The organism is Microbacterium testaceum (assembly GCF_006539145.1).
Taxonomy (GTDB): Bacteria; Actinomycetota; Actinomycetes; order Actinomycetales; family Microbacteriaceae; genus Microbacterium; species Microbacterium testaceum.
Genome location: NZ_BJML01000001.1, coordinates 59802 through 79169 on the forward strand (window position 1 = coordinate 59802; position 19368 = coordinate 79169).

The following is a 19368-nucleotide window of genomic DNA, read 5'->3' on the forward strand; positions in this document are numbered from 1 at the left end:
ACAGTTCCGTACGCCGGTCCTCCGGAGCTACGCCCGCAGGTCGTGCAGCGTCTTCTTCGCGCGCTTCTTCGCGGCGGCGGCAGACTTGTTCGCGGCCTTGCGGCGGCGCTTGCGAGCGCGCGGGTCGTTCCACAGGCGCACGACCTGGTGACCTACCGACTCGCGATTCTTGACCTGGACGCGCGGGGTGCGAGTGCCGAGCGCGTAGGCGAGCAGAGCGACGGCGCCGATCACGATGATCATGTTGCGCATGGCATCCTCCTTGTCGACGAGGACCTCGAAGATCCGCAGCCAAGGGGACGCGGCGTGAGGTCCTTCACTACTCAGACGCGCGGTGAGGGGCGTTCGTCACGGGCGATTCGTGATGAATCGACATCGCAGGCGGTGCTGATCGCAGAGGGTCGTGCCGGAGGGTGTCGTGCGGGGCGGCGGTCCGCCGTCGCGTCAGGGGCGTCCCATCCCGTGATAAGCCCACCCGGCGGCGCGCCACGCTGCCGGATCCAGGCAGTTGCGACCGTCGATCACGACGCGTCCGCGAGCCAACGAGGCCGCATGCTCGGGGCTGAGGTGCCGACGGTATTCGTCCCACTCGGTCACGACGATGATCGCGTCCGCGTCGCGGAGCGTGGAGTCGAGGTCGCTGTCGTAGGTGAGCTGGGGGTGGAGCCGGCGCGCGTTGTCGATCGCCGCGGGATCGGTGAGGGTGACCAGGGCGCCCAGACCGTGGAGCCGGACCGCCACGTCGAGTGCGGGGGAGTCGCGGACATCGTCGCTGTGCGGCTTGAAGGCCGCGCCGAGCACGGCGATCTTCTTCTCGAAGACACTGCCTCCCAGGGCGCCGATGGACAGCTCGACCGCCCGATCGCGACGGCGGAGATTGATGGCATCCACTTCGCGGAGGAAGGCGACCGACTCGCCTCGTCCGAGTTCCTCGGCGCGGGCGGAGAACGCGCGGATGTCCTTGGGGAGGCACCCGCCGCCGAAGCCGATGCCGGCGCCGAGGAATCGTCGTCCGATACGGGCGTCGTGGCCGATGGCGTCGGCCAGAGTGGTCACATCGGCGCCGGTCACCTCCGCGATCTCGGCCATGGCGTTGATGAAGCTGATCTTCGTGGCGAGGAAGGCGTTCGCGGCGACCTTGACGAGTTCGGCCGTGGCGTAATCGGTGACGATGAAGGGTGTGCCCTTGGCGATCGACGGGTGGTAGACCTCGCGGAGGATGCCGGCCGTGCGTTCGCCGTCGTCCGTCGGAGCGCCGTCATCGGACGGGACGCCGGCGACCAGGCGATCGGGGTCGATGGTGTCCTTGACCGCCCACCCCTCCCGGAGGAACTCCGGGTTCCACACGAGGGTGGCGCCGTGCGCGGCCACGCGGGGCGCCAGGCGGGCGGCCGTACCGACCGGGACGGTCGACTTGCCCGCGACGACGTCCCCCGGGGCGAGGAAGGGCAGGAGAGCGTCGACGGCCGCGTCGACGAAGGTCAGGTCGGCGGCGTATCCACCCGCCTGCTGCGGCGTGCCGACGCCGATGAAATGCACGGCGGCTCCGCGGGCAGCCGACATCTCGGTCGTGAACGTCAGCCGACCAGAGGCGATGCCGTCCGCCAGGATCTGCTGCAGGCCGGGCTCGAAGAAGGGCGCTTCGCCCTGCGAGAGGGCCGTGATCTTCCGCTCGTCGATGTCGATCCCGACCACTTCGTGACCGATCGAGGCCATCGCCGCCGCATGAACGGCTCCCAGATATCCGCAACCCACGACAGACAGACGCACGATCAGAGCCTTTCAGTTTTCCGGACGGCAGACCGACCGGCCTGGCGGTGGACGCTGCGGTGCAGCGGGGTCAGCGTCACGCCGCGGTCTCGCCGGGGGCGAGCGCTGCACGGGCCGTCTTGCCGAGGATGACGAAATCGCCCAGCAGGGTCCAGTTCTCCACGTAGGACAGATCGAGCCGAACCGAATCCTCCCAGGAGAGGGAGGACCGGCCGCTGACCTGCCACAGACCGGTGATGCCGGGCTTGGCGAGGAAGCGTCGGTGGACGTGGTCGGCGTAGACAGCCACCTCGGAAGGCAACGGGGGCCGCGGCCCGACGAGGGACATCGAACCGCCGATGACGTTGAAGAGCTGGGGGAGTTCGTCGAGGCTGAACTTGCGCATGACGCGTCCGATCGGCGTGACCCGCGGATCGTTCTTCATCTTGAACAGCACCTCGTTGCCCGAATCGCGGTGCTGCGCGGCTAGCTGGGCGCGCAGCTCCTCGGCGTTGACGACCATCGAGCGGAACTTGAACATGGTGAACTCGCGACCGCGGAAGCCCACGCGGATCTGTCGGAACAAGACAGGTCCCTCGCTCGACAGGCGCACCGCGATGGCCAGGAAGAGCAGGATCGGGCTGAGGAGCACGACACCGACGCTCGCCGCGAGAAGGTCGACGGACCTCTTCAGGAAGCTCTGCCCCCTCGAGAACTTGGGCGTCTCCACGTGGATGAGGGGTAGACCCGCGACGGGCCTGGTGTGCAAGCGCGGGCCGGCGATGTCGACGATGCTCGGGGCCAGGACGAGATGCTGGCGGCCGGCCTCCAGGCTCCATGAGATCTCCTTCACCTTCTCGGCGGGGAGCTCATCGGCGCTGGTGATGGCGACCGTGTCGGCGCTGGTCGCCTGCAATGCCCGCGTCACGTCGCCGACGTGGCCCATCACGGGGATGGAGGTGCCGGGGATGGTGTCAGCGGTCTTCCCGTTCGGCACGCAGGCGCCGACGACGCGGTATCCCGCACTGGGGTTGCGGGCGAACTCGCGAGCGAGCTGCGTCACGGAGGGCAGCGACCCGACCAGGAGCACATGGGCGGAGTATCGTCCGCGGGAACGCTGGACCACGAGCCATTGCCGCCACATCCAGCGGGTGAAGCAGAGGACCAGGATGCCGAGCGGCAGGCTCACCAGAAGATACCCCCGCGCGAGGTCGATCTGGGCGAGGAAAGCGATGATGGCCACGGTTCCGAACAGTCGGAAGCTGGCGTCGGCGATGCGGACGTACTCCGCCGAACCCGTGCCGATCACGCGGTCGCTGCGTGACTCGACGAAAGCGAGCGACCACATCCACGTGACGATGAGGATCGCCGAGAAGGCCCAATACGACAGGTCGCTGATGCGACTGTCGCGGCCCGCGGCGAGCTGGGCGTTTCCCAGTCCGAACCAGAGGAGCTGGGTGCCGTAGACGACCCAGACGAGGGCGGCGAAGTCGGTCAGCACGAGGTTGCGTCGATAGAGGCCTCGCCACGGATCGCGAACGCGCGCAGGGGGCGGGGAGGAGGCCGGCGGCATCGGTGGTTCAGCGGGGAGGGACCGCTCGGGCGTCGATGGGCCGAGCGCGGCGGCGGTTCCGCCCGGGTCGGCGTCTGATGAAGACCCGCCGGGGCGCAGGCCGGACATCGCCATGTGTGCCCCTCTCGCCTTTCCCACGCGCGCGTGGGAACCCTCCCGCGAACAGTAACAGGCAATGTTCACCCGTCAACTCACCCTGCTTTTCTTGTCATACGCAGGAGACGTGAACGTTCGTTGTCCGAGTGCGCTACGACCGGCGACAGGTTGGTGGTGCGGCAGGCGGTCCCTTACACTCGGGCGCGGATCAGCCGTGCCCGGCTGCCTCGAGATCGTGCCGAACGGCGGGGTCGCCATTGCTGGCCGCACGGAAGGTTCCGATGTCCCGCGCCTCGTCGCCGCCGCTTCGCCCCCGCCGCGGGCAGGCCGGTCTGATCGCGGCGATCGCGATCGCTGCGCTGGTGGTCGCCGCGGTCGCCGGTGTGTTCGCGTTCGCGCTGTTGCGCCCCGAGCCTGCGTCGAGCTCGCCGCCCGCGCCGTCCCCCGAGACGACGACAACGATGCCCGCGGCCTCTCCGACACCCTCACAGACCCCCACGCCGCCGCCGGCGCCTCCGGTCTCGCCGGCCGCGCAGACCTGCGACGGATCGTCGACCCTGATGACCGTCTGGGCGCACCCCGACGACGACATCATCTTCGCCAATCCGACCATCTCGGATGCGATCGCCGCCGGTCGGTGCGTACGCACCGTGTTCGTCACGGCGGGTGATGCCGGCAAGGGGATGGACTATGTGCGGGCGCGGGAGCTCGGCATCCTGCGCGCATACAACGCCATGCGTGGCAAGGACGGCGAGTGGGATGCCACGGACATCGCACTCGATACCGGCGTGCACGTGCGGCGACTGACGCCGAAGGACGACCCGCATCTGTCGGTCCTGTACCTGCGCCTGCCGGACGGGAACATCACCGGCGCCGGTTTCGACGCCACCGCGCACGCGACCCTCAGCAAGCTCTATGACGGGACCGAGGGATCGCTCGTCCCCGTCGATGGGGGGCCGGCCGTGACCCGGGATCAGCTCGTGGGCTCGGTCCGGGAGCTGGCCTCCGCCTTCACTCCGGAGAGCACCCTCACCCACATCCCCCGGGGCAGCGTCTTCGCTCCGGGGGACCACCCCGACCACTCGGCCGTCGGAACACTGGTCCGTGATGCGTTGACGTCGGATGCAGCCGTGGGGCCCGGCATCCGGTACTTCGTGGGATACCCCTCCGAGAACCTGCCGCGCAACCTCGAGGGGGCGGTCCTCGACTCCAAGGTGGACACCTACCGCATCTACACGCAGCAGGACCAGGTGATCCGCTGCGCCGATCGCACCGCGTGCCTCAAGACCCGCAAGTTCGGCGAGTGGCTCCAACGGTCCTACGCCAAGACCGAGGTCGAGCTTCAGATGGGCTGAGCCGCGCGCATTCGGCGGCCCGGGCCTCCGCTGCGTTCCGTCGGTAGACGAGGCGTCAGTGCTGGTAGGTGCCGTGGAGGATCGCCCGTCCGAGCGTTGTGAACGCCAGATTGAACGACACCACAGCGGGGGAGGCGTCGGCGTCGACGCCGAGCGACGGCTCGCTCACGGCGTGCACGACGAAGAAGTAACGGTGGGGTTGATCGCCCTGCGGGGGCGCGGCGCCGAGGAATCCGGCCGTGCCGCCGTCGTTGCGGACGTGGAAGGCGTCGCCCGGGAGATCGCCGGAGGCGGCTCCGGATGCCAATTCGCGGACGTCCGCCGGAACGTCGACGAGCACCCAGTGCCAGAAGCCGCTCGGGGTGGGGGCGTCGGGGTCGAAGCCCGTGATCACGAACGACTTGGTGCCCTCGGGGACGTTCGACCAGGAGAGATGCGGGGACGTATTGCCCTTGTCGGCGACCTGGGCGTCCGCGAGGGGGTGTCCGTCGGTGACGTCGTCGCTGACCACGTCGAAGGACGGTGCGGACGGAAGGAGCGGGTACGGATCGGGCGTCTGCGGACGGGAGAGATCGGCCATGAACGGAATGCTAGGACGGCGCGGTCATCCGGCGGCAGGTCTTGCATCCACCCGCGCCGGAGGATATCGGTCAGCGGCTGAGGTCGAGGAGCGAGAGGGCTGTCTCCCAGCAGCCCTCGGGAGCGGGGAGCCCGTAGTCGTTCTCGACGACGGTGCGCAGTTCGGCGGCCAGGTCGTCGACGGAGGGCTGCGCGTCGAGGGCGTCGAGAATGGGCAGAATGAGGTCGTCGTACTCGTCGTCGGGCCATCCGTGGCCGATGTGGTGGACTCCGATCGGATCCCACTCGTTGAGGACAGCGCGGATGCGCAGTGCGACGGGCGACAGTGACCGCGGCGGTGTGGACGTCTGCATAGGGGGAGTGTGGTCAGCTTCGTTAGGTGCGCGCTGAGCATCGCCGATGCGTCCGGTGCGTGATGCACATCTGCACCGCGGTGGCGTGGGAGCGTGATCCGCCGATCGGTCTCACCCCACCCCGCCGGGTGGCGGGGCTGCGGGGTTTCGGGCTCGGATAGGGCAACCATCGCGATAACGTCGAAGGGCGCCCGAGGGCGAGGGGAAACCCGCAATCCGTCGCCGGGGGGCGAAGTACAGGACGGAGTCGCCGTGAGGGACATCGACGAGCCTTCGGGCGCCGAACAGGCACCCGACGAATCGGCGTCGCCGCGCCGGTCCGGGATATCCCGGAGAGCGCTGGTGTTCGGCGGCGTCGCCGTGGGCGGACTCGCCGCGCTCGGTGGTGGCGCCCTCGTCTACCGCCAGATCCGGCGCTCGGCGCCCCCGGAAGGAACCTGGGTCAAGCTCAGTCCCATCGTTCCCGTCCCCGATGCCTCCCCGCGGGCTCCGTCCCCCGCTCTCGAGGAGCCGGGGGAAGACACGACCGTCGCGGTCTGGGCTCATGCCGACGACGACATCATCTTCGCCAATCCCCATCTCGCGGGGATCATCGGCTCCGGGGCGACCCTGCGCACGGTCTTCGTCACCGCGGGCGACGCGGGACGGGGCCTCGGCTACGCGCAGCAGCGCGAGGCCGGCATCCGGGCCGCGTACGACGAGATGCGCGGCAGCACGCAGCCCTGGAACACCTCCCAGCTGACGCTGCGAAGCGGCGCACGGGTCACACGCTTCGTGCCCGCCGACGATCCGCGGCTGTCGATCACCGTGCTCCGATTGCCGGACGGGAACCTCAGCGGGAAGGGGTTCCCGACGACGGGCGAGGCCGGTCTCACCCAGCTCATCAACGGCACGGTGCCCGCTCTCGCGCCGATCGATGACGGCCCGACGCTCGACGCGCGTCGTCTTTCGGAGACCATCGCCGAGCTGATCCACGCCGGTCGTCCCGATCGCATCACGACCAACATCCCGCACGAGAGCGCCTTCGCGCGGGGGGATCACCCCGATCACTCGTGCGTCGGATCGCTCGTCCGAGCGGTGGCACCGGTCGTGGGGATCGCACCCGAGGCTGTCACGTACTACATCGGTTATCCCTCGCAGCACGAGCCCATCAACGTCGAGGGAGAGGCCCTCGATGAGAAGGTCGACGTCTACGCGACCTACGCGGCGCAGGATCCCGTCGTCACCTGCGATAGCGCGGCGGCCTGCCTCGCGCAGCCCGGCTTCGGGCAGTGGCTGCGCCGCTCCTACGGCAAGGCGGAGGGGGAGCTCCGGTTGACCTGAGCCTCCCGCTCGGCGGTCAGCGTCGATCGGCCGGCGAGCCGGCGCGTTGCGCGATCAGGGCGGCCTCGACCCGCGACGACACCGACAGCTTGTTGAGGATCGAGCTGACGTGATCTTTGACGGTGGCGGAGCTGAGGTGCAGCCGGCGTCCGATCTCGGCGTTCGAGTCGCCCGTGGGCAGGTATCCGAGCACGTCGCGCTCGCGGTCGGTGAGAAGAGCGACGCGACGCGAGGCGTCGAGGTCGGGTCTCCCGGCGTAACCCTCCACGAGGGCGCGCGAAACCTCCGGGGAGAGGACGACCCCACCCGCGACGAGAGAACGGACCATCGCCGCGAGGTGCGCGGGATCGGTGTCCTTGACGAGGAATCCCGAGGCGCCGTCCCGCAGGGCGCGGGTGATGGACTCGTCGGCCGCGAACGTCGTCAGGATGCCGACCACCGGCCGTTCCGCGTCATCGCGGAGGGCCGCGAGGATGTCGAGGCCGCCGACTCCCGGCATCCGGATGTCGAGGAGGACGAGGTCAGGGCGAAGCGCGCGGATGACGGCGAGCGCATCGGGTCCATCCACGGCGGCGACCACCTCGATGTCATCGGCCGCGTTCAGGATGAAGGAGAAACCGGAGCGGACGAGCGCCTCATCGTCGACGACAACCACCCGGATCACGACTGTCACTGTACGCCGAGACGACGAAACCGCCCCGGCGGAGCGGGGCGGCAAGCCGGGACGAGGCGCGATACGTGGGGCTCAGCGCCTCGCCCCGGGGTTCAGGGGAGGTCAGTCCTCCGAAACGGTGACGGTGACCTCGATGTTGCCGCGCGTCGCGTTGGAGTAGGGGCAGACCTGATGCGCCTCGTCGGCGAGCTGCTGGGCGAGATCGTGCTCGATGCCGGGCAGGACGACCTCGAGAAGCACGGCGAGCTGGTAGCCGCCCTGACCGTTGGGGCCGATGTGGACGCGGCCGCCGACCGAGGAGTCTTCGATCGTGACCTTGCGCGCGCGGGCGACGGAGTGCAGAGCGCTGTGGAAGCAGGCGGCGTAACCGGCGGCGAAGAGCTGTTCGGGGTTGGTGCCGGCGCCGGAGCCGCCGAGCTCCTTGGGGGGAGCGACGTCGAGGTCGAGGTAGGTGCCGGCCGTGACGTGACCGAGGCGGCCCTGGCCGGTGGAGACGGCTTCGGCGGTGTAGAGAACGTCCATGGTGTTCCTTTCTGGGGACGGTGGGGAGGCGATCGTCAGGCCGTGTGGCGCGTCGCGTGGGCGTCGCGCGCGTCGTCGGGATGGTCGCGCAGGTCTTTCATGGCTTCGGTGAGATGGCGCAGGGCGTCGATCAGTTCACGAGCGCTGGCGGCGTCGGTGAGGCCGGAGCCCGCGGCGATGCACTGCGGAACGTGGGCCAACTCGGTGCGCAGCCTCACGCCGCGCTCGGTGAGGGCGACGGTGACCACGCGCTCGTCGTCGGGCCGACGCGTTCGGGTGAGGTACCCCGCGTTCTCCATGCGGGCGAGCATGGGGGAGAGAGTGCCGGAGTCGAGCTGAAGGGCTTCTCCGAGGCTGCCGACGGTCTGCTCGCCGTCGTTCCACAGGGTGACGAGCGCGATGTACTGCGGATACGTGAGGTTCCACGGTTCCAGGAGTGCGCGATACGCCTGCGTGGTCGTGCGATTGGCGGCGTAGAGCGCGAAGCACACGAGCTGGTCGACGGCGGGCATGAATAAACTGTTGCACACAATTTAATTGTGCACAACTGATTCGCGTGCAGCTTCCGTGCACCGGGGCGACGATGTCAAGCCCTGCCATCCCCCCACGTGACATCGGAGCATGGGCGCATGATCGGCCGAAGCGACGTGAGCGCCTCCTCAGCCTCGGGGTTCCTCCCCGAGGGCGAGCGGGACCTGCTCGCCATCAATGGGCACCACTTCGAACTCGGTGCGTCGGCCGCGCCCCTCTTCGGCGATCTCGCCTGAACGCGGCGACGTCGCGCCCGGGGGAGCCGCTCGGTGGTTCGTCGTCCGCGGCGTTCTGTTCAGCCGACACTGCCGTCGGTCGCCGACACGCGTACCGTGACACCTCCGGTGAGGTCGATGCTCCACGTCGTCGCGGTGCCGTCGCGCTGGAGCTCGGCCTCTTCGACGGCGCCGCCCGTGCCCTGGGCTGCGGCGATGCGCACGGCGTCCGCCAGGGTGGTCCCGGCAGCGTCGAGCGCCGACCGGTCTTCGGCGTCGAGGGTGCCGCCGTCGGTGGAGGAGCGCACCTCCCCGCCGTCCGAGCTCACGCGAACCTCGACCTCTCGGCCGCCCGAACCGACATGCACCTCCCACGCCCCGTCGTCCGCCTCGAGCTGGAATGCGCGCCCGCCGGCGGCGGATTCAGCCGTGGTGATCGCCCGAACGGCTTCCCGATCATTGGTCGGGGTATCGCTCGCCGGGGTCAGGGGGGCGCAAGCGGCCAGGGTGAAGACACTCGCGGCGAGCAGCATGACGGCGGCGGACGGACGACTCGGGCTCATGAGGGAAGGGTAACCAGGCGCTCCGCATCGCCAAGAGGTGTTGCGCGACGGCCGCGACCTGTGCGCAACGCGTTTTACCAAGCGGGCCGCGGCGCGTCAACAGCCCCCGCACACTCAGCTTGGGCCCGAACGATGGCGGGCATGAGCGAGATCATTGCCCACCACGGACTTCTGACCGACATCGACCTTCATGTCGACGACACGGGCGGCACGGGTCGCCCCGTCGTCCTCATCCACGGCTGGCCCCTCTCGGGCGAGTCCTGGGCCCACCAGGTCCCGGCCCTGGAGGCCGCCGGCTACCGGGTCGTGACGTACGACCGTCGCGGTTTCGGGCGCAGCGACAAGCCGCGCACCGGCTACGAGTACGACACATTCAGCAACGACCTGGAGGCCGTGCTCGAAGCGCTCGACCTGCGCGACGTCACGCTCGTCGGCTTCTCGATGGGCGGGGGCGAGGTCGCGCGCTACCTGACGCGCCACGGGGCCGACCGCGTGCACAGCGTCGTCTTCGCGGCCGCCGTGCCGCCGTACCTCGCCCAGACCGACGACAACCCCGAGGGACCGCTCGACGACGCGACGGCGAACGGCATGAAGCAAGGGCTGAAGGACGACGAGAAGGCGTTCTACCACCAGTTCACGACCGACTTCTTCTCCGTCGACGGCACGCTCGCCGTCTCGGAGGCCGACCGGGCCGAGGCCGAGCGTCTCGCGAATCAGGCCGACCACCACGCCGCCCTGAAGTCGATGGAGGCCTTTGCGACCACCGACTTCCGCGAGGATCTCCCGAACGTCACGGTGCCCACCCTCGTCATCCACGGTGACAGCGACACGACCGTGCCCTTCGAGGGTTCGGGCAAGCGCACCCATGAGGCGATCGCCGGCAGCGAGCTGCACGTCGTCGCGGGGGCGCCCCACGGCGTCAATGTCAGTCACGCCGACGAGTTCAACCGTGTGCTGATCGACTTCCTGAAGCGCTGACCCGCCGCCGCGCGTCCCTCTCTCGCCCGCACCCGCGGAGGACGCGACGGATGCCGAGATGCCCCGCCACCCGACCGGTGGCGGGGCATCCGTCTTTTCGTGGACGTGGACGGTTCGGGGTGTACGGTGGGCGCGCTCGAGCCTGGGGGGAGGGGCGACGTTTGGCCGTGGCATCCGGATGGCGTAGTCTTAATCTTTGGTGCCCGCCTCTCTGCGAGCGGGTTACCCGAACGTGAGCCCTCCACCGGCCCTGTTCTCCCGTCATCGGCGGGGCAACGGACCACCGGAGCGGGATTCACGAACTCCTCCGTTCGATCAAGAAAGCAGCACTACTGTGACGCGCACTTTCACCCCCAAGGCCGCTGAGGTCACGCGCGAGTGGGTCGTTATCGACGCCACCGACGTCGTTCTCGGCCGCCTGGCCTCGCACGCGGCGGTTCTCCTCCGCGGCAAGCACAAGGCGACCTTCGCCAACCACATCGACTCTGGTGACTTTGTCATCGTGATCAACGCCGAAAAGGTCGCGCTCACGGGTCAGAAGCTCACGCAGAAGAAGGCCTACCGCCACTCGGGCTTCCCGGGCGGACTGAAGTCCGTCACCTACGACGAACTCCTCGAGAAGAACCCTGTCCGCGCGGTCGAGAAGGCCATCCGCGGCATGCTGCCCAAGAACAGCCTCGGCGCGGCGCAGCTCAAGAAGCTCAAGGTGTACCGCGGCGCCGAGCACCCCCACGGTGCTCAGCAGCCCACGGCATACACCTTCGACCAGGTCGCCCAGTAAGCGCCGCCGGATAAGGACGAAACAGTGTCGAACATCGACTCCAGCAACTACAGCACCGAGACGCCGGCCGAGCAGTCGGTCGTCGCCGCCGAGCGCCCCGTGCTCTCGGTTCCCGGCGCAGCCGTGGGCCGTCGCAAGCAGGCCATCGCCCGCGTGCGCCTCGTTCCCGGTTCGGGCACGATCACGGTCAACGGCCGCACGATCGAGGACTACTTCCCCAACAAGCTGCACCAGCAGCTGATCAACGACCCGTTCACGGTGCTCGAGCTCGCGGGCTCGTACGACGTGATCGCGCGCATCTCCGGTGGCGGCCCCTCGGGTCAGGCCGGCGCGCTGCGTCTGGGTATCGCCCGCGCGCTCAACGAGATCGACGCCGAGAACAACCGCCCGACCCTGAAGAAGGCCGGCTTCCTCTCGCGCGACGCTCGCGTCAAGGAGCGCAAGAAGGCCGGTCTCAAGAAGGCCCGCAAGGCGCCTCAGTACTCCAAGCGCTGAGTTCGATCCTCCGTATGCCTCTCTTTGGCACGGACGGGGTGCGGGGGCTGGCCAACGGCCTCCTCACCGCCGAACTCGCGCTGCACCTGGCCCAGGCGACCGCTGTCGTCCTGGGCCAGGGCCGTTCTGCGGAGGCGCGAAAGGCCGAGGGTCGTCGCCTCACGGCCGTCGTCGCCCGCGACCCGCGCGTCTCGGGAGAGTTCCTCTCGGCCGCGGTCGCCGCAGGACTGGCCTCCTCGGGCGTCGATGTGCTCGACGCGGGAGTCATCCCCACTCCCGCCACCGCGTTCCTCATCGCCGACCGCGATGCCGACTTCGGCGTGATGGTGTCGGCGTCGCACAACCCCGCCCCCGACAACGGCATCAAGATCTTCGCCCGCGGCGGCACCAAGTTGCCCGACATCGTCGAGCAGCGCATCGAGAGCGCCCTCGACTGGGACCGGCTCCAGCCCACGGGCGCCGGGGTCGGCCGCATCCGTCGCTTCGCCGACGCCGAGGATCGCTACGTGTTGCACCTCCTCGGGTCGCTGCCGCACCGCCTCGACGGGATCCATGTCGTCCTCGACTGCGCTCACGGCGCGGCGGCTGGCGTGTCGCCCGAGACCTTCAAAGACGCGGGCGCCCAGGTCACGGTCATCGGAGCCGAGCCCGACGGCCTGAACATCAACGACGGCGTGGGCTCGACGCACCTCGACGTGCTCGCTGAGGCCGTCGTGCGCCTCGGCGCCGACGTCGGCATCGCCCACGATGGGGACGCCGACCGCTGCCTCGCCGTGGATGCTCAGGGCAACATCGTCGACGGCGACCAGATCATGGCGATCCTCGCGGTCGCGATGAAGGATCGTGGTGCCCTCGCCGATGACACGCTCGTGGCGACGGTCATGAGCAACCTCGGACTCCACCGGGCGATGGAAGCCCACGGCATCCGGGTGCTCCAGACCGGTGTGGGGGACCGTTACGTGCTCGAGGCCATGAATGAGGGGGGCTACTCCCTCGGCGGTGAGCAGTCCGGACACGTCATCATGAGTGAGTTCGCCACGACCGGTGACGGACTGTTGACCGGTCTTCACCTCGTGGCCGAGATGGCCCGCCAGAACAAGACGCTGGCCGAGCTCGCCTCGATCATGACCGTCTATCCGCAGGTGCTCGTGAACGTGCGCGGCGTGGATCGCGACGGCGTGAGTGATGAGGGCGTGCAGGAAGCCGTGGCCGCGTCGACGGCCGAACTCGGCGATTCCGGTCGCGTGCTGCTGCGCGCGTCGGGCACCGAGCCGCTCGTGCGCGTGATGGTCGAGGCCGCATCCGAAGAGGATGCCCGCGCTCACGCGGATCGCCTCGCCGACGTCGTGCGGGAGCGTCTCGCGCTCTGACATTGCGACGGGGCGGGACGGGCCTCGAGCCCGCCCGCCCCGTCCTCGTTCGCAGGCAGCCCTGCGCCGGTGCTCGACACTCCCACTGACGGGATGCCGCGGTGATCAGTACTCGAGCGACTCGATGTAGCGCAGCAGGACGCCCTCGCGCAGGGCCCAGGGTGAGACCTCGAGCTCTTCGACGTCGAGGGCCTTCATCGCACGCTCGACGACGATCGCGGCGGCCACGATCTGGAACGTGCGGTCGGCGGTGATTCCGGGCAGGGCCTCGCGCGCGTCGGCGGGGATGCGTGCGAGTCGTGGGATCCAGTCCTTGAGCTCCTTACGCGGGAGGACCATCCGGTCGATGCCCGACCACCCCGGCACGGGGTAGCCCGCCAGTTTGGCGAGCGAGCGGATCGCCTTGGACGACCCCACCACGTGATCGGGACGCGGGAGCGCGGCGAAGCGTTCGGCGACCGGGGCGAGGACGGACGCCGCGTGCTGACGCAGCGCGTCGATCTCGTCGTCGCTCGGAGGGTCGTGGGGGAGGAACCGCACCGTCGAACGTCCCGCGCCGAGCGGCACGGATTCGGCGAGATCGGGGAGCTCGTCGGCGCCCCCCGCGATCTCGAGGGAGCCGCCGCCGATGTCGAAGAGCAGGATCTGTCCCGCCGACCACCCGAACCAGCGACGGACCGCGAGGTAGGTGAACCGGGCTTCGGTCTCACCTCCCAGCACCTGGAGAGGCTGTCCGAGAACTTCTTCGATGAGGGCGATGACCTCTTCGCCGTTGGTCGCATCCCGCACCGCGGAGGTCGCCGTCGCGAGGAGCTCGTCGACCCTCTCGGCCCGGGCGCGATCGCGCGCGGCGGTCACGGCATCCACCAATCCCTGCACCCCCTCTGCGGAGATCGACCCGTCCGGAAGGAGGTAGCGCATGAGTCGGAGTACGGAGCGGTGCGAGGTGGTGGCGGTCGGGCGTCCTCCCGCCCGGGCGTTCGCGACGAGCAGGTGGACGGTGTTCGAACCGATGTCGAGGACTCCCAGGCGCACGGTCCGAGCGTAGTGGCCGCGCTGCGACGCTCGGGGGCCGCGGGGGAGAGGGGCGGGTAGCATGAGCGAGTGTCCGCCGCCGAGACCGCAGCTCCCGCGCCGTCGCTGAGCCCTTACCGTCAGATCGATCGCGACGATTGGGCTCGTCTGGCCGGCGGGCTGGAGCAGCCGCTGACCGAGAACGAGATCGTGCAGCTGCGCGGCATCGGCGACCGACTGGACCCTCGCGAGGTCGCCGAGGTCTACCTGCCGCTGAGTCGTCTGCTGAGTCTGTATGCGCGGGCGACGCGTCGACTCGGCGCCGACACGAGCACCTTCTTGGGCGAGCCGGACGCGACGACTCCGTTCGTCATCGGAGTAGCGGGATCGGTGGCGGTGGGCAAGTCGACGATCGCGCGGCTGCTGCGCGAGCTGATGAGCCGCTGGCCCGACACCCCCCGAGTGGAGCTGGTGACCACCGATGGCTTCCTCTACTCGAACGCCGAGCTCGAACGGCGCGGCCTCATGGACCGCAAGGGCTTTCCCGAGTCATACGACCGTCGAGCGCTCGTGGAGTTCCTCAGCGAGGTGAAGTCGGGAGCAGAAGAAGCGCGGGCTCCCTTCTACTCGCACGTGCGGTACGACATCATGCCGGACGCGCACGTCACGGTGCATCGTCCCGACGTCGTCATCGTCGAGGGGCTGAACGTGCTGCAGCCGCCGCCCTCGCCGAACGAGGTCGCGGTGAGTGACCTGTTCGACTTCTCGATCTACGTCGATGCGGACGCGGCGCACATCGAGCGCTGGTACGTCGATCGCTTCCTCGCCCTGCGCGACAACGCCTTCACCAATCCGACCTCGTTCTTCAAGGTGTTCGCCGATATCAGCGACGAAGAGGCCGTCGAGCGCGCCCTCGGCTACTGGCGCGAGATCAACCTGCCGAACCTCGAAGAGAACGTGCTGCCCACGCGCCACCGCGCCAAGCTCGTCCTGCAGAAGGGTGCGGACCACACCGTCGAGACGGTGCTGCTGCGCAAGCTCTGAGCATTCCGACGCCGGTGCGGCCGCAGTAGTGGCTCGGTAGTGCCAGGGGCTACCGGCATCCGCGTGTTCTCGCGGTTCTTCGAGCCCGCCGTGCGGGTGAGCCGCACTGCTCCCGTACCTGAGGACGAGCGCGCGGAGGTCCGCAGTACTGGGTGTTCGGACCCGTAGCGATCCCCGTAGCCCTGCATGTTCTCAGCGTTCTCATAGCGCTTTTAAATGATCCGTACGGCTGTCGGAAGGCCGCAGAGGGCGCTGCACACGCGCGTCCCGAGCACCAGGTACAGGAGTGTTTCTATGGATCGCGCGAATCAGGGGACGTCCGGGTCATCGCCCGGGCGGGCCGGGTCACGGAGAAGGAGCGCGGTGTGGACGCGCTCGCGGATCGGACGGGCGTCGGTCAAGACGGCCGCGGCGGTGGGGGCCGCCTCTCTCAGCTTGTTCGGCGGTGTCACCGCCGCGAACGCCGCCCCCGGTGACGTCTCCAACGCCTCGGGGACCTTCCTCGGCGGGTCGATCCTGAGCCTCATCGACCTTGACGACGTGGTCCTGCTCGAAGGGGCCACGGCCACCAACGGGGGCACCGAGGAGACGGTGACCGACTACAACACGCTCGACCTGACCGCGGTGGGCGTCGTGAACGTCACCGCTCCGGGCGGCGTGCAGGTGCCGATCGACCTCGGCTCGCTCGGCGTCGTCGGCCAGTACGCCAGCGCCGACCCCGACGGCTCCTCGGTGGGGGCGTCGGGTGCCGTCGGCTCGGGCGGCATCATCGGTACGGGCGCTCCGGCAACCGGCCCGTTGAGTCTCAGCCTCGGCGGCGCCGTCGACACGCTCGCGGGATCCGTGGCCGCTGAACTGGTCGACGAGATCACCGGACTCGACCTCACGCTGGGTGCCGTGTCGGCACGGGCAGCGCAGGACGCGCCCGCCGGCGCGACCAGCAGCTACACCATCGCGGGCGGACAGCTCGTCATCGACAGCGCCACCCTCTCTGCGCTGACCGCAGAGCTGAACACCGCGGTCGGGGGACTGCAGGCCTCGCTCGACAACGTGGACGGCCTCGTCAACGGCGGCGTCGCGAGCGTCCTGGGGGCACTCGGGGTTCAGACCAACCTGTCGGTGGGCACGACCAGCCTCACCGGCGCGATCAGCGGCCTGCTGACCGGGCAGATCACCTCCGATGAGTACCCGGGCGTCGTCATCGACCTGGGCACGGGCGAGATCATCGTCGACCTTGACGAGATCGGCCGCCTGAACAACCTTCCCGCGGGGGCAGAACTCCTCGGTGCGCAGACGCTGCCGTACATCCAGGATGCCGTCGTGGATGCCGTCACGGGCCTCACCGATCGCATCGACACGGCCGTCCTCAACGCCGTGCGCGGCATCTCGGTCACCGGTGGGGTCGTCATCCCGCCGATCCTCATCACCCCGCAGGTTCCTGTGCTGAGCGTGAACACCACGATCGGCCAACTGCTCGATGGGGACACCTCCGGCATCGTCGTGCTCGGCGGGATCACGCTCCCCGTGGGACTCGGCGCCGTCGCCGGCGCGATCCTCGCACCCGTGCAGGCCATCGTCGCCAATGTCGGTGCCGCGGTCGACGTCGTGGTCACCCCGGTGACGACCGTCCTCTCGCCCGCGCTGGGGACCGTTCTGCCGGCAGTCGCCAGCGTCACGGTCAACAACCAGTCGACGAGCCCCGAGGGTGTCTTCTCGATCACGGGAGCCATCATCACGGTGCTGCCCGGCTCGATCGCGACGACCATCGAACTGGCCAACGCCACGGTCGGCCCCAACGCACTCGACGACAACGCCGACGTGACGATCACGACGCCCGAGACCGGCGATGAGTTCGTCGTTCCCGGACCGGACGACGTGTCGGATGTGACGGTCACCGGAACCGGCGAGCCCGACGCGGTCATCACCGTCTCGATCCCCGGTCAGGAGGATCAGGTCGTCACGGTGACTCCGCAGGGAACGTGGACGGCGGTCTTCACGGATCTGCCCGTCGGCGACTACACCGCCACGGCCACACAGGACGCCGACGGCACCACCGCGACGGTCGACTTCTCGGTCGTCGAGGCGCCCGATGTGGTCATCACCGCTCCGACACCCGACCAGATCTTCGTGGTCCCCGGGGTCGACGACACGACCGACGTGACCGTCACCGGAACCGGTTTCCCGGGCTCGAACGTCGACGTTGAAATCGGCGGGACGATCCAGACGGTCCCGGTGGGACCGGAGGGAACCTGGACCGCGACGTTCACCGACCTGCCGATCGGCGACTACAGCATCACCGCGACCCAGGAGTTCGATGGATCGACCGACACGGTGGACTTCTCGATCGCCGAGACGCCCGACGTCGTGATCGAGGAGCCGGTCGACGGCACCGAGATCGCCATCGGCCAGATCGACGGCGTCGCCACGGTGACCGTCTCGGGAACTGCCTCGCCGGACGCGACCGTCACGGTCGAGCTCGACAACGGCGCCACGGAGACCACCACCGCGGCTGCCGACGGCACGTGGAGCGTGGATTTTGCCGACCTGCCCATCGCCGACTACACGGCGACGGCGACCCAGGATGCCGACGACTCGGTGGACACCGTCTCGTTCAGCGTCGTGCTCGCCGAGGCCGTGGAGATCACGGCGCCGATCGCCGGCACGGAGTACGAGGTCGGCGAGCCGGACGCGACGCGCTCGGTGACCGTGACCGGTACCGGCCAGGCCGGTGCCGAGGTCACCGTCTCGGTCCCGACTCTCGGTGCGCAGACGACGACCGTCACCAGCGCAGGTCTCTGGTCGGTCGTCTTCACGGACGTCCCCGTGGGCGACTTCTCGGTGACAGCGGTGCAGGACATCGACGGCTCGATCGCCACGACGTCGTTCTCGGTGACCGCGGTCGCCGCGGATGCCGACGCTGACGTGCTCGATGCGGATGTCCTGGACATCGACGCGGATGCTGACGTGCTCGACGCGGACGCTGACGTGCTCGATATCGACGCGGATGCCGATGTGCTCGATGCGGACGCCGACGTGCTGGACATCGATGCTGACGTGGCCGACATCGACATCGTCGACGCGGATGCCGATGTGCTCGATGCGGACGCTGACGTGCTGGACATCGATGCCGACGCTGACGTTCTCGACGCCGACGCCGATGTGCTCGATATCGACGCGGATGCCGATGTGCTCGATGCGGACGCCGACGTGCTGGACATCGATGCCGACGTGGCCGACATCGACATCGTCGACGCGGATGCCGATGTGCTCGATGCGGACGCCGATGTGCTCGATATCGACGCGGATGCCGATGTGCTCGATGCGGACGCCGACGTGCTCGACATCGACGCGGACGCCGACGTGCTGGACATCGATGCCGACGTGGCCGACATCGACATCGTCGACGCGGACGCCGACGTGCTCGACGCCGACGCCGACGCGCTGGATATCGACGCGGACGTGCTGGATATCGACGCGGACGTGCTGGATATCGACGCTGACGTTCTCGATGCCGACGCTGACGTGCTCGACGCGGATGCCGACGTGCTGGACATCGACGCCGACGCCGACGCCGACGCCGACGTTCTCGATGCGGACGCGACGGATGCTGACGCGACGGATGCTGACGCGACGGATGCTGACGCGACGGATGCTGACGCGACCGATGCGGACGCGACCGATGCCGACGCGACCGACGGTGACGTCACCGTACAGGCCCGTGCCGACGTCCTCCTTCCGCAGATCGTTCGGGGGATCGGCGTCAGCCAGACCGTGGTCGTCCAGGGCTTCCAGCCCGGGGAGACGGTCTCGGCGACGGTGAACTCCACGCCGTTCGAGCTCGCCCCGGTGACCGCTGATGCAGCAGGCTCGGCGCGCATGACCTTCGAGGTCGGTGCCGACTTCGAACTCGGCGCCCACCGGGTGGAGGTACGCGGTTCGGTCACGGGTGAACTCCCGACCGAGCGAGAGAACACCGCCTTCACCGTGACGGCGCAGCCCGCCGCCGCGGGGAACGGCGGGGGCTCGTCCCTCCCGGCCACCGGCGTGGACCTGAACGGACCTCTCGTCGGCGGCCTCGCGGCAGCACTGATCGTGGCCGGTGCGACTCTGTGGACCCTGCGTCGACGGAGCGCCAGCGGAGAGCAGCGCTGACG

19 protein-coding genes are annotated in these 19368 nt (G+C 69.2%); 9 read left to right on the forward strand and 10 right to left on the reverse strand.

What is annotated here, in order from left to right; genetic code table 11:
* Positions 1-27: 27 nt before the first annotated feature.
* The 3 genes from MTE01_RS00385 to MTE01_RS00395 all read right to left on the reverse strand — a co-directional run bounded on the left by MTE01_RS00385 (position 28) and on the right by MTE01_RS00395 (position 3250).
* The gene (locus tag MTE01_RS00385; protein WP_141375073.1) at positions 28-252 is read right to left on the reverse strand and encodes a hypothetical protein; all 225 of its coding nucleotides are present in this window, start codon (positions 250-252) and stop codon (positions 28-30) included.
* 192 nt (positions 253-444) lie between these two features.
* Entirely contained in the window at positions 445-1770 is a 1326-nt protein-coding gene (locus MTE01_RS00390) for a UDP-glucose dehydrogenase family protein (RefSeq protein ID WP_141375075.1), read from the reverse strand.
* A 76-nt stretch (positions 1771-1846) separates the two neighbouring features.
* Positions 1847-3250, reverse strand: coding sequence for a sugar transferase (locus tag MTE01_RS00395; protein WP_503826085.1), 1404 nt, complete (start codon positions 3248-3250; stop codon positions 1847-1849).
* A 449-nt stretch (positions 3251-3699) separates the two neighbouring features.
* Between MTE01_RS00395 and MTE01_RS00400 the strand changes: the two genes are divergently transcribed.
* Positions 3700-4773 (forward strand): PIG-L family deacetylase, encoded by a 1074-nt coding sequence (locus MTE01_RS00400; protein WP_141375077.1) that lies wholly within the window; start codon positions 3700-3702, stop codon positions 4771-4773.
* 55 nt (positions 4774-4828) lie between these two features.
* Here MTE01_RS00400 and MTE01_RS00405 read toward each other — a convergent pair whose 3' ends face one another.
* Together MTE01_RS00405 and MTE01_RS00410 are read right to left on the reverse strand one after the other, a co-directional pair.
* Positions 4829-5353 carry a YbhB/YbcL family Raf kinase inhibitor-like protein gene (locus tag MTE01_RS00405; RefSeq protein WP_103206733.1) on the reverse strand — a complete coding sequence of 175 codons (525 nt, stop codon included), beginning with the start codon at positions 5351-5353 and terminating at the stop codon, positions 4829-4831.
* A 70-nt stretch (positions 5354-5423) separates the two neighbouring features.
* A complete protein-coding gene (locus tag MTE01_RS00410; protein WP_103206732.1) occupies positions 5424-5705 on the reverse strand; it encodes a hypothetical protein in 282 nt (93 codons plus the stop codon).
* Positions 5706-5957: 252 nt separating this feature from the next.
* On the opposite strand from MTE01_RS00410, the gene MTE01_RS00415 reads away from it, so the two are divergent.
* Entirely contained in the window at positions 5958-7028 is a 1071-nt protein-coding gene (locus MTE01_RS00415) for a PIG-L family deacetylase (RefSeq protein ID WP_170210569.1), read from the forward strand.
* A 16-nt stretch (positions 7029-7044) separates the two neighbouring features.
* Here MTE01_RS00415 and MTE01_RS00420 read toward each other — a convergent pair whose 3' ends face one another.
* From MTE01_RS00420 to MTE01_RS00430, 3 genes are all read right to left on the reverse strand, one after another.
* Positions 7045-7692, reverse strand: a complete 648-nt coding sequence (locus tag MTE01_RS00420) for a response regulator (protein WP_103206730.1) — start codon at positions 7690-7692, stop codon at positions 7045-7047.
* A gap of 111 nt (positions 7693-7803) precedes the next feature.
* A complete protein-coding gene (locus MTE01_RS00425; protein WP_103206729.1) occupies positions 7804-8223 on the reverse strand; it encodes an organic hydroperoxide resistance protein in 420 nt (139 codons plus the stop codon).
* Between the two features lie 35 nt (positions 8224-8258).
* A complete protein-coding gene (locus MTE01_RS00430) occupies positions 8259-8735 on the reverse strand; it encodes a MarR family winged helix-turn-helix transcriptional regulator (protein WP_103206728.1) in 477 nt (158 codons plus the stop codon).
* Between the two features lie 117 nt (positions 8736-8852).
* On the opposite strand from MTE01_RS00430, the gene MTE01_RS16890 reads away from it, so the two are divergent.
* On the forward strand, positions 8853-8990 hold the full coding sequence (locus tag MTE01_RS16890; protein ID WP_170210570.1) for a hypothetical protein: 138 nt from the start codon (positions 8853-8855) through the stop codon (positions 8988-8990).
* 59 nt (positions 8991-9049) lie between these two features.
* Here the strand turns inward: MTE01_RS16890 and MTE01_RS00435 are convergent, their stop codons facing one another.
* A complete protein-coding gene (locus MTE01_RS00435) occupies positions 9050-9532 on the reverse strand; it encodes a PepSY domain-containing protein (RefSeq protein ID WP_141375079.1) in 483 nt (160 codons plus the stop codon).
* Positions 9533-9673: 141 nt separating this feature from the next.
* Here MTE01_RS00435 and MTE01_RS00440 point away from each other — a divergent pair, with 141 nt between their 5' ends.
* The 4 genes from MTE01_RS00440 (at position 9674) to glmM (ending at position 13156) form a co-directional block, all read left to right on the forward strand.
* On the forward strand, positions 9674-10510 hold the full coding sequence (locus MTE01_RS00440) for an alpha/beta fold hydrolase (protein ID WP_103206726.1): 837 nt from the start codon (positions 9674-9676) through the stop codon (positions 10508-10510).
* 334 nt (positions 10511-10844) lie between these two features.
* On the forward strand, positions 10845-11291 hold the full coding sequence (gene rplM, locus MTE01_RS00445; RefSeq protein WP_094734663.1) for a 50S ribosomal protein L13: 447 nt from the start codon (positions 10845-10847) through the stop codon (positions 11289-11291).
* Positions 11292-11324: 33 nt separating this feature from the next.
* A complete protein-coding gene (gene rpsI, locus MTE01_RS00450; RefSeq protein ID WP_503826086.1) occupies positions 11325-11786 on the forward strand; it encodes a 30S ribosomal protein S9 in 462 nt (153 codons plus the stop codon).
* Positions 11787-11800: 14 nt separating this feature from the next.
* A complete protein-coding gene (glmM, locus tag MTE01_RS00455; RefSeq protein ID WP_116238656.1) occupies positions 11801-13156 on the forward strand; it encodes a phosphoglucosamine mutase in 1356 nt (451 codons plus the stop codon).
* A 105-nt stretch (positions 13157-13261) separates the two neighbouring features.
* Here glmM and MTE01_RS00460 read toward each other — a convergent pair whose 3' ends face one another.
* Positions 13262-14191, reverse strand: coding sequence for a Ppx/GppA phosphatase family protein (locus MTE01_RS00460; RefSeq protein ID WP_141375081.1), 930 nt, complete (start codon positions 14189-14191; stop codon positions 13262-13264).
* Positions 14192-14260: 69 nt separating this feature from the next.
* Between MTE01_RS00460 and coaA the strand changes: the two genes are divergently transcribed.
* On the forward strand, positions 14261-15214 hold the full coding sequence (gene coaA, locus MTE01_RS00465; protein ID WP_103206723.1) for a type I pantothenate kinase: 954 nt from the start codon (positions 14261-14263) through the stop codon (positions 15212-15214).
* 363 nt (positions 15215-15577) lie between these two features.
* Positions 15578-19366 carry a choice-of-anchor G family protein gene (locus MTE01_RS00470; protein ID WP_170210571.1) on the forward strand — a complete coding sequence of 1263 codons (3789 nt, stop codon included), beginning with the start codon at positions 15578-15580 and terminating at the stop codon, positions 19364-19366.
* Positions 19367-19368: the final 2 nt, after the last annotated feature.

Excerpts from the sequence above, each read along its gene's own strand:
- MTE01_RS00385 (WP_141375073.1), bottom strand. The coding sequence starts at position 252 with ATGCGCAACATGATCATCGTGATCGGCGCCGTCGCTCTGCTCGCCTAC.
- MTE01_RS00400 (WP_141375077.1), top strand. The coding sequence starts at position 3,700 with ATGTCCCGCGCCTCGTCGCCGCCGCTTCGCCCCCGCCGCGGGCAGGCC.
- MTE01_RS00405 (WP_103206733.1), bottom strand. The coding sequence starts at position 5,353 with ATGGCCGATCTCTCCCGTCCGCAGACGCCCGATCCGTACCCGCTCCTT.
- MTE01_RS00410 (WP_103206732.1), bottom strand. The coding sequence starts at position 5,705 with ATGCAGACGTCCACACCGCCGCGGTCACTGTCGCCCGTCGCACTGCGC.
- MTE01_RS00425 (WP_103206729.1), bottom strand. The coding sequence starts at position 8,223 with ATGGACGTTCTCTACACCGCCGAAGCCGTCTCCACCGGCCAGGGCCGC.
- MTE01_RS00430 (WP_103206728.1), bottom strand. The coding sequence starts at position 8,735 with ATGCCCGCCGTCGACCAGCTCGTGTGCTTCGCGCTCTACGCCGCCAAT.
- MTE01_RS16890 (WP_170210570.1), top strand. The coding sequence starts at position 8,853 with ATGATCGGCCGAAGCGACGTGAGCGCCTCCTCAGCCTCGGGGTTCCTC.
- MTE01_RS00435 (WP_141375079.1), bottom strand. The coding sequence starts at position 9,532 with ATGAGCCCGAGTCGTCCGTCCGCCGCCGTCATGCTGCTCGCCGCGAGT.
- MTE01_RS00440 (WP_103206726.1), top strand. The coding sequence starts at position 9,674 with ATGAGCGAGATCATTGCCCACCACGGACTTCTGACCGACATCGACCTT.
- glmM (WP_116238656.1), top strand. The coding sequence starts at position 11,801 with ATGCCTCTCTTTGGCACGGACGGGGTGCGGGGGCTGGCCAACGGCCTC.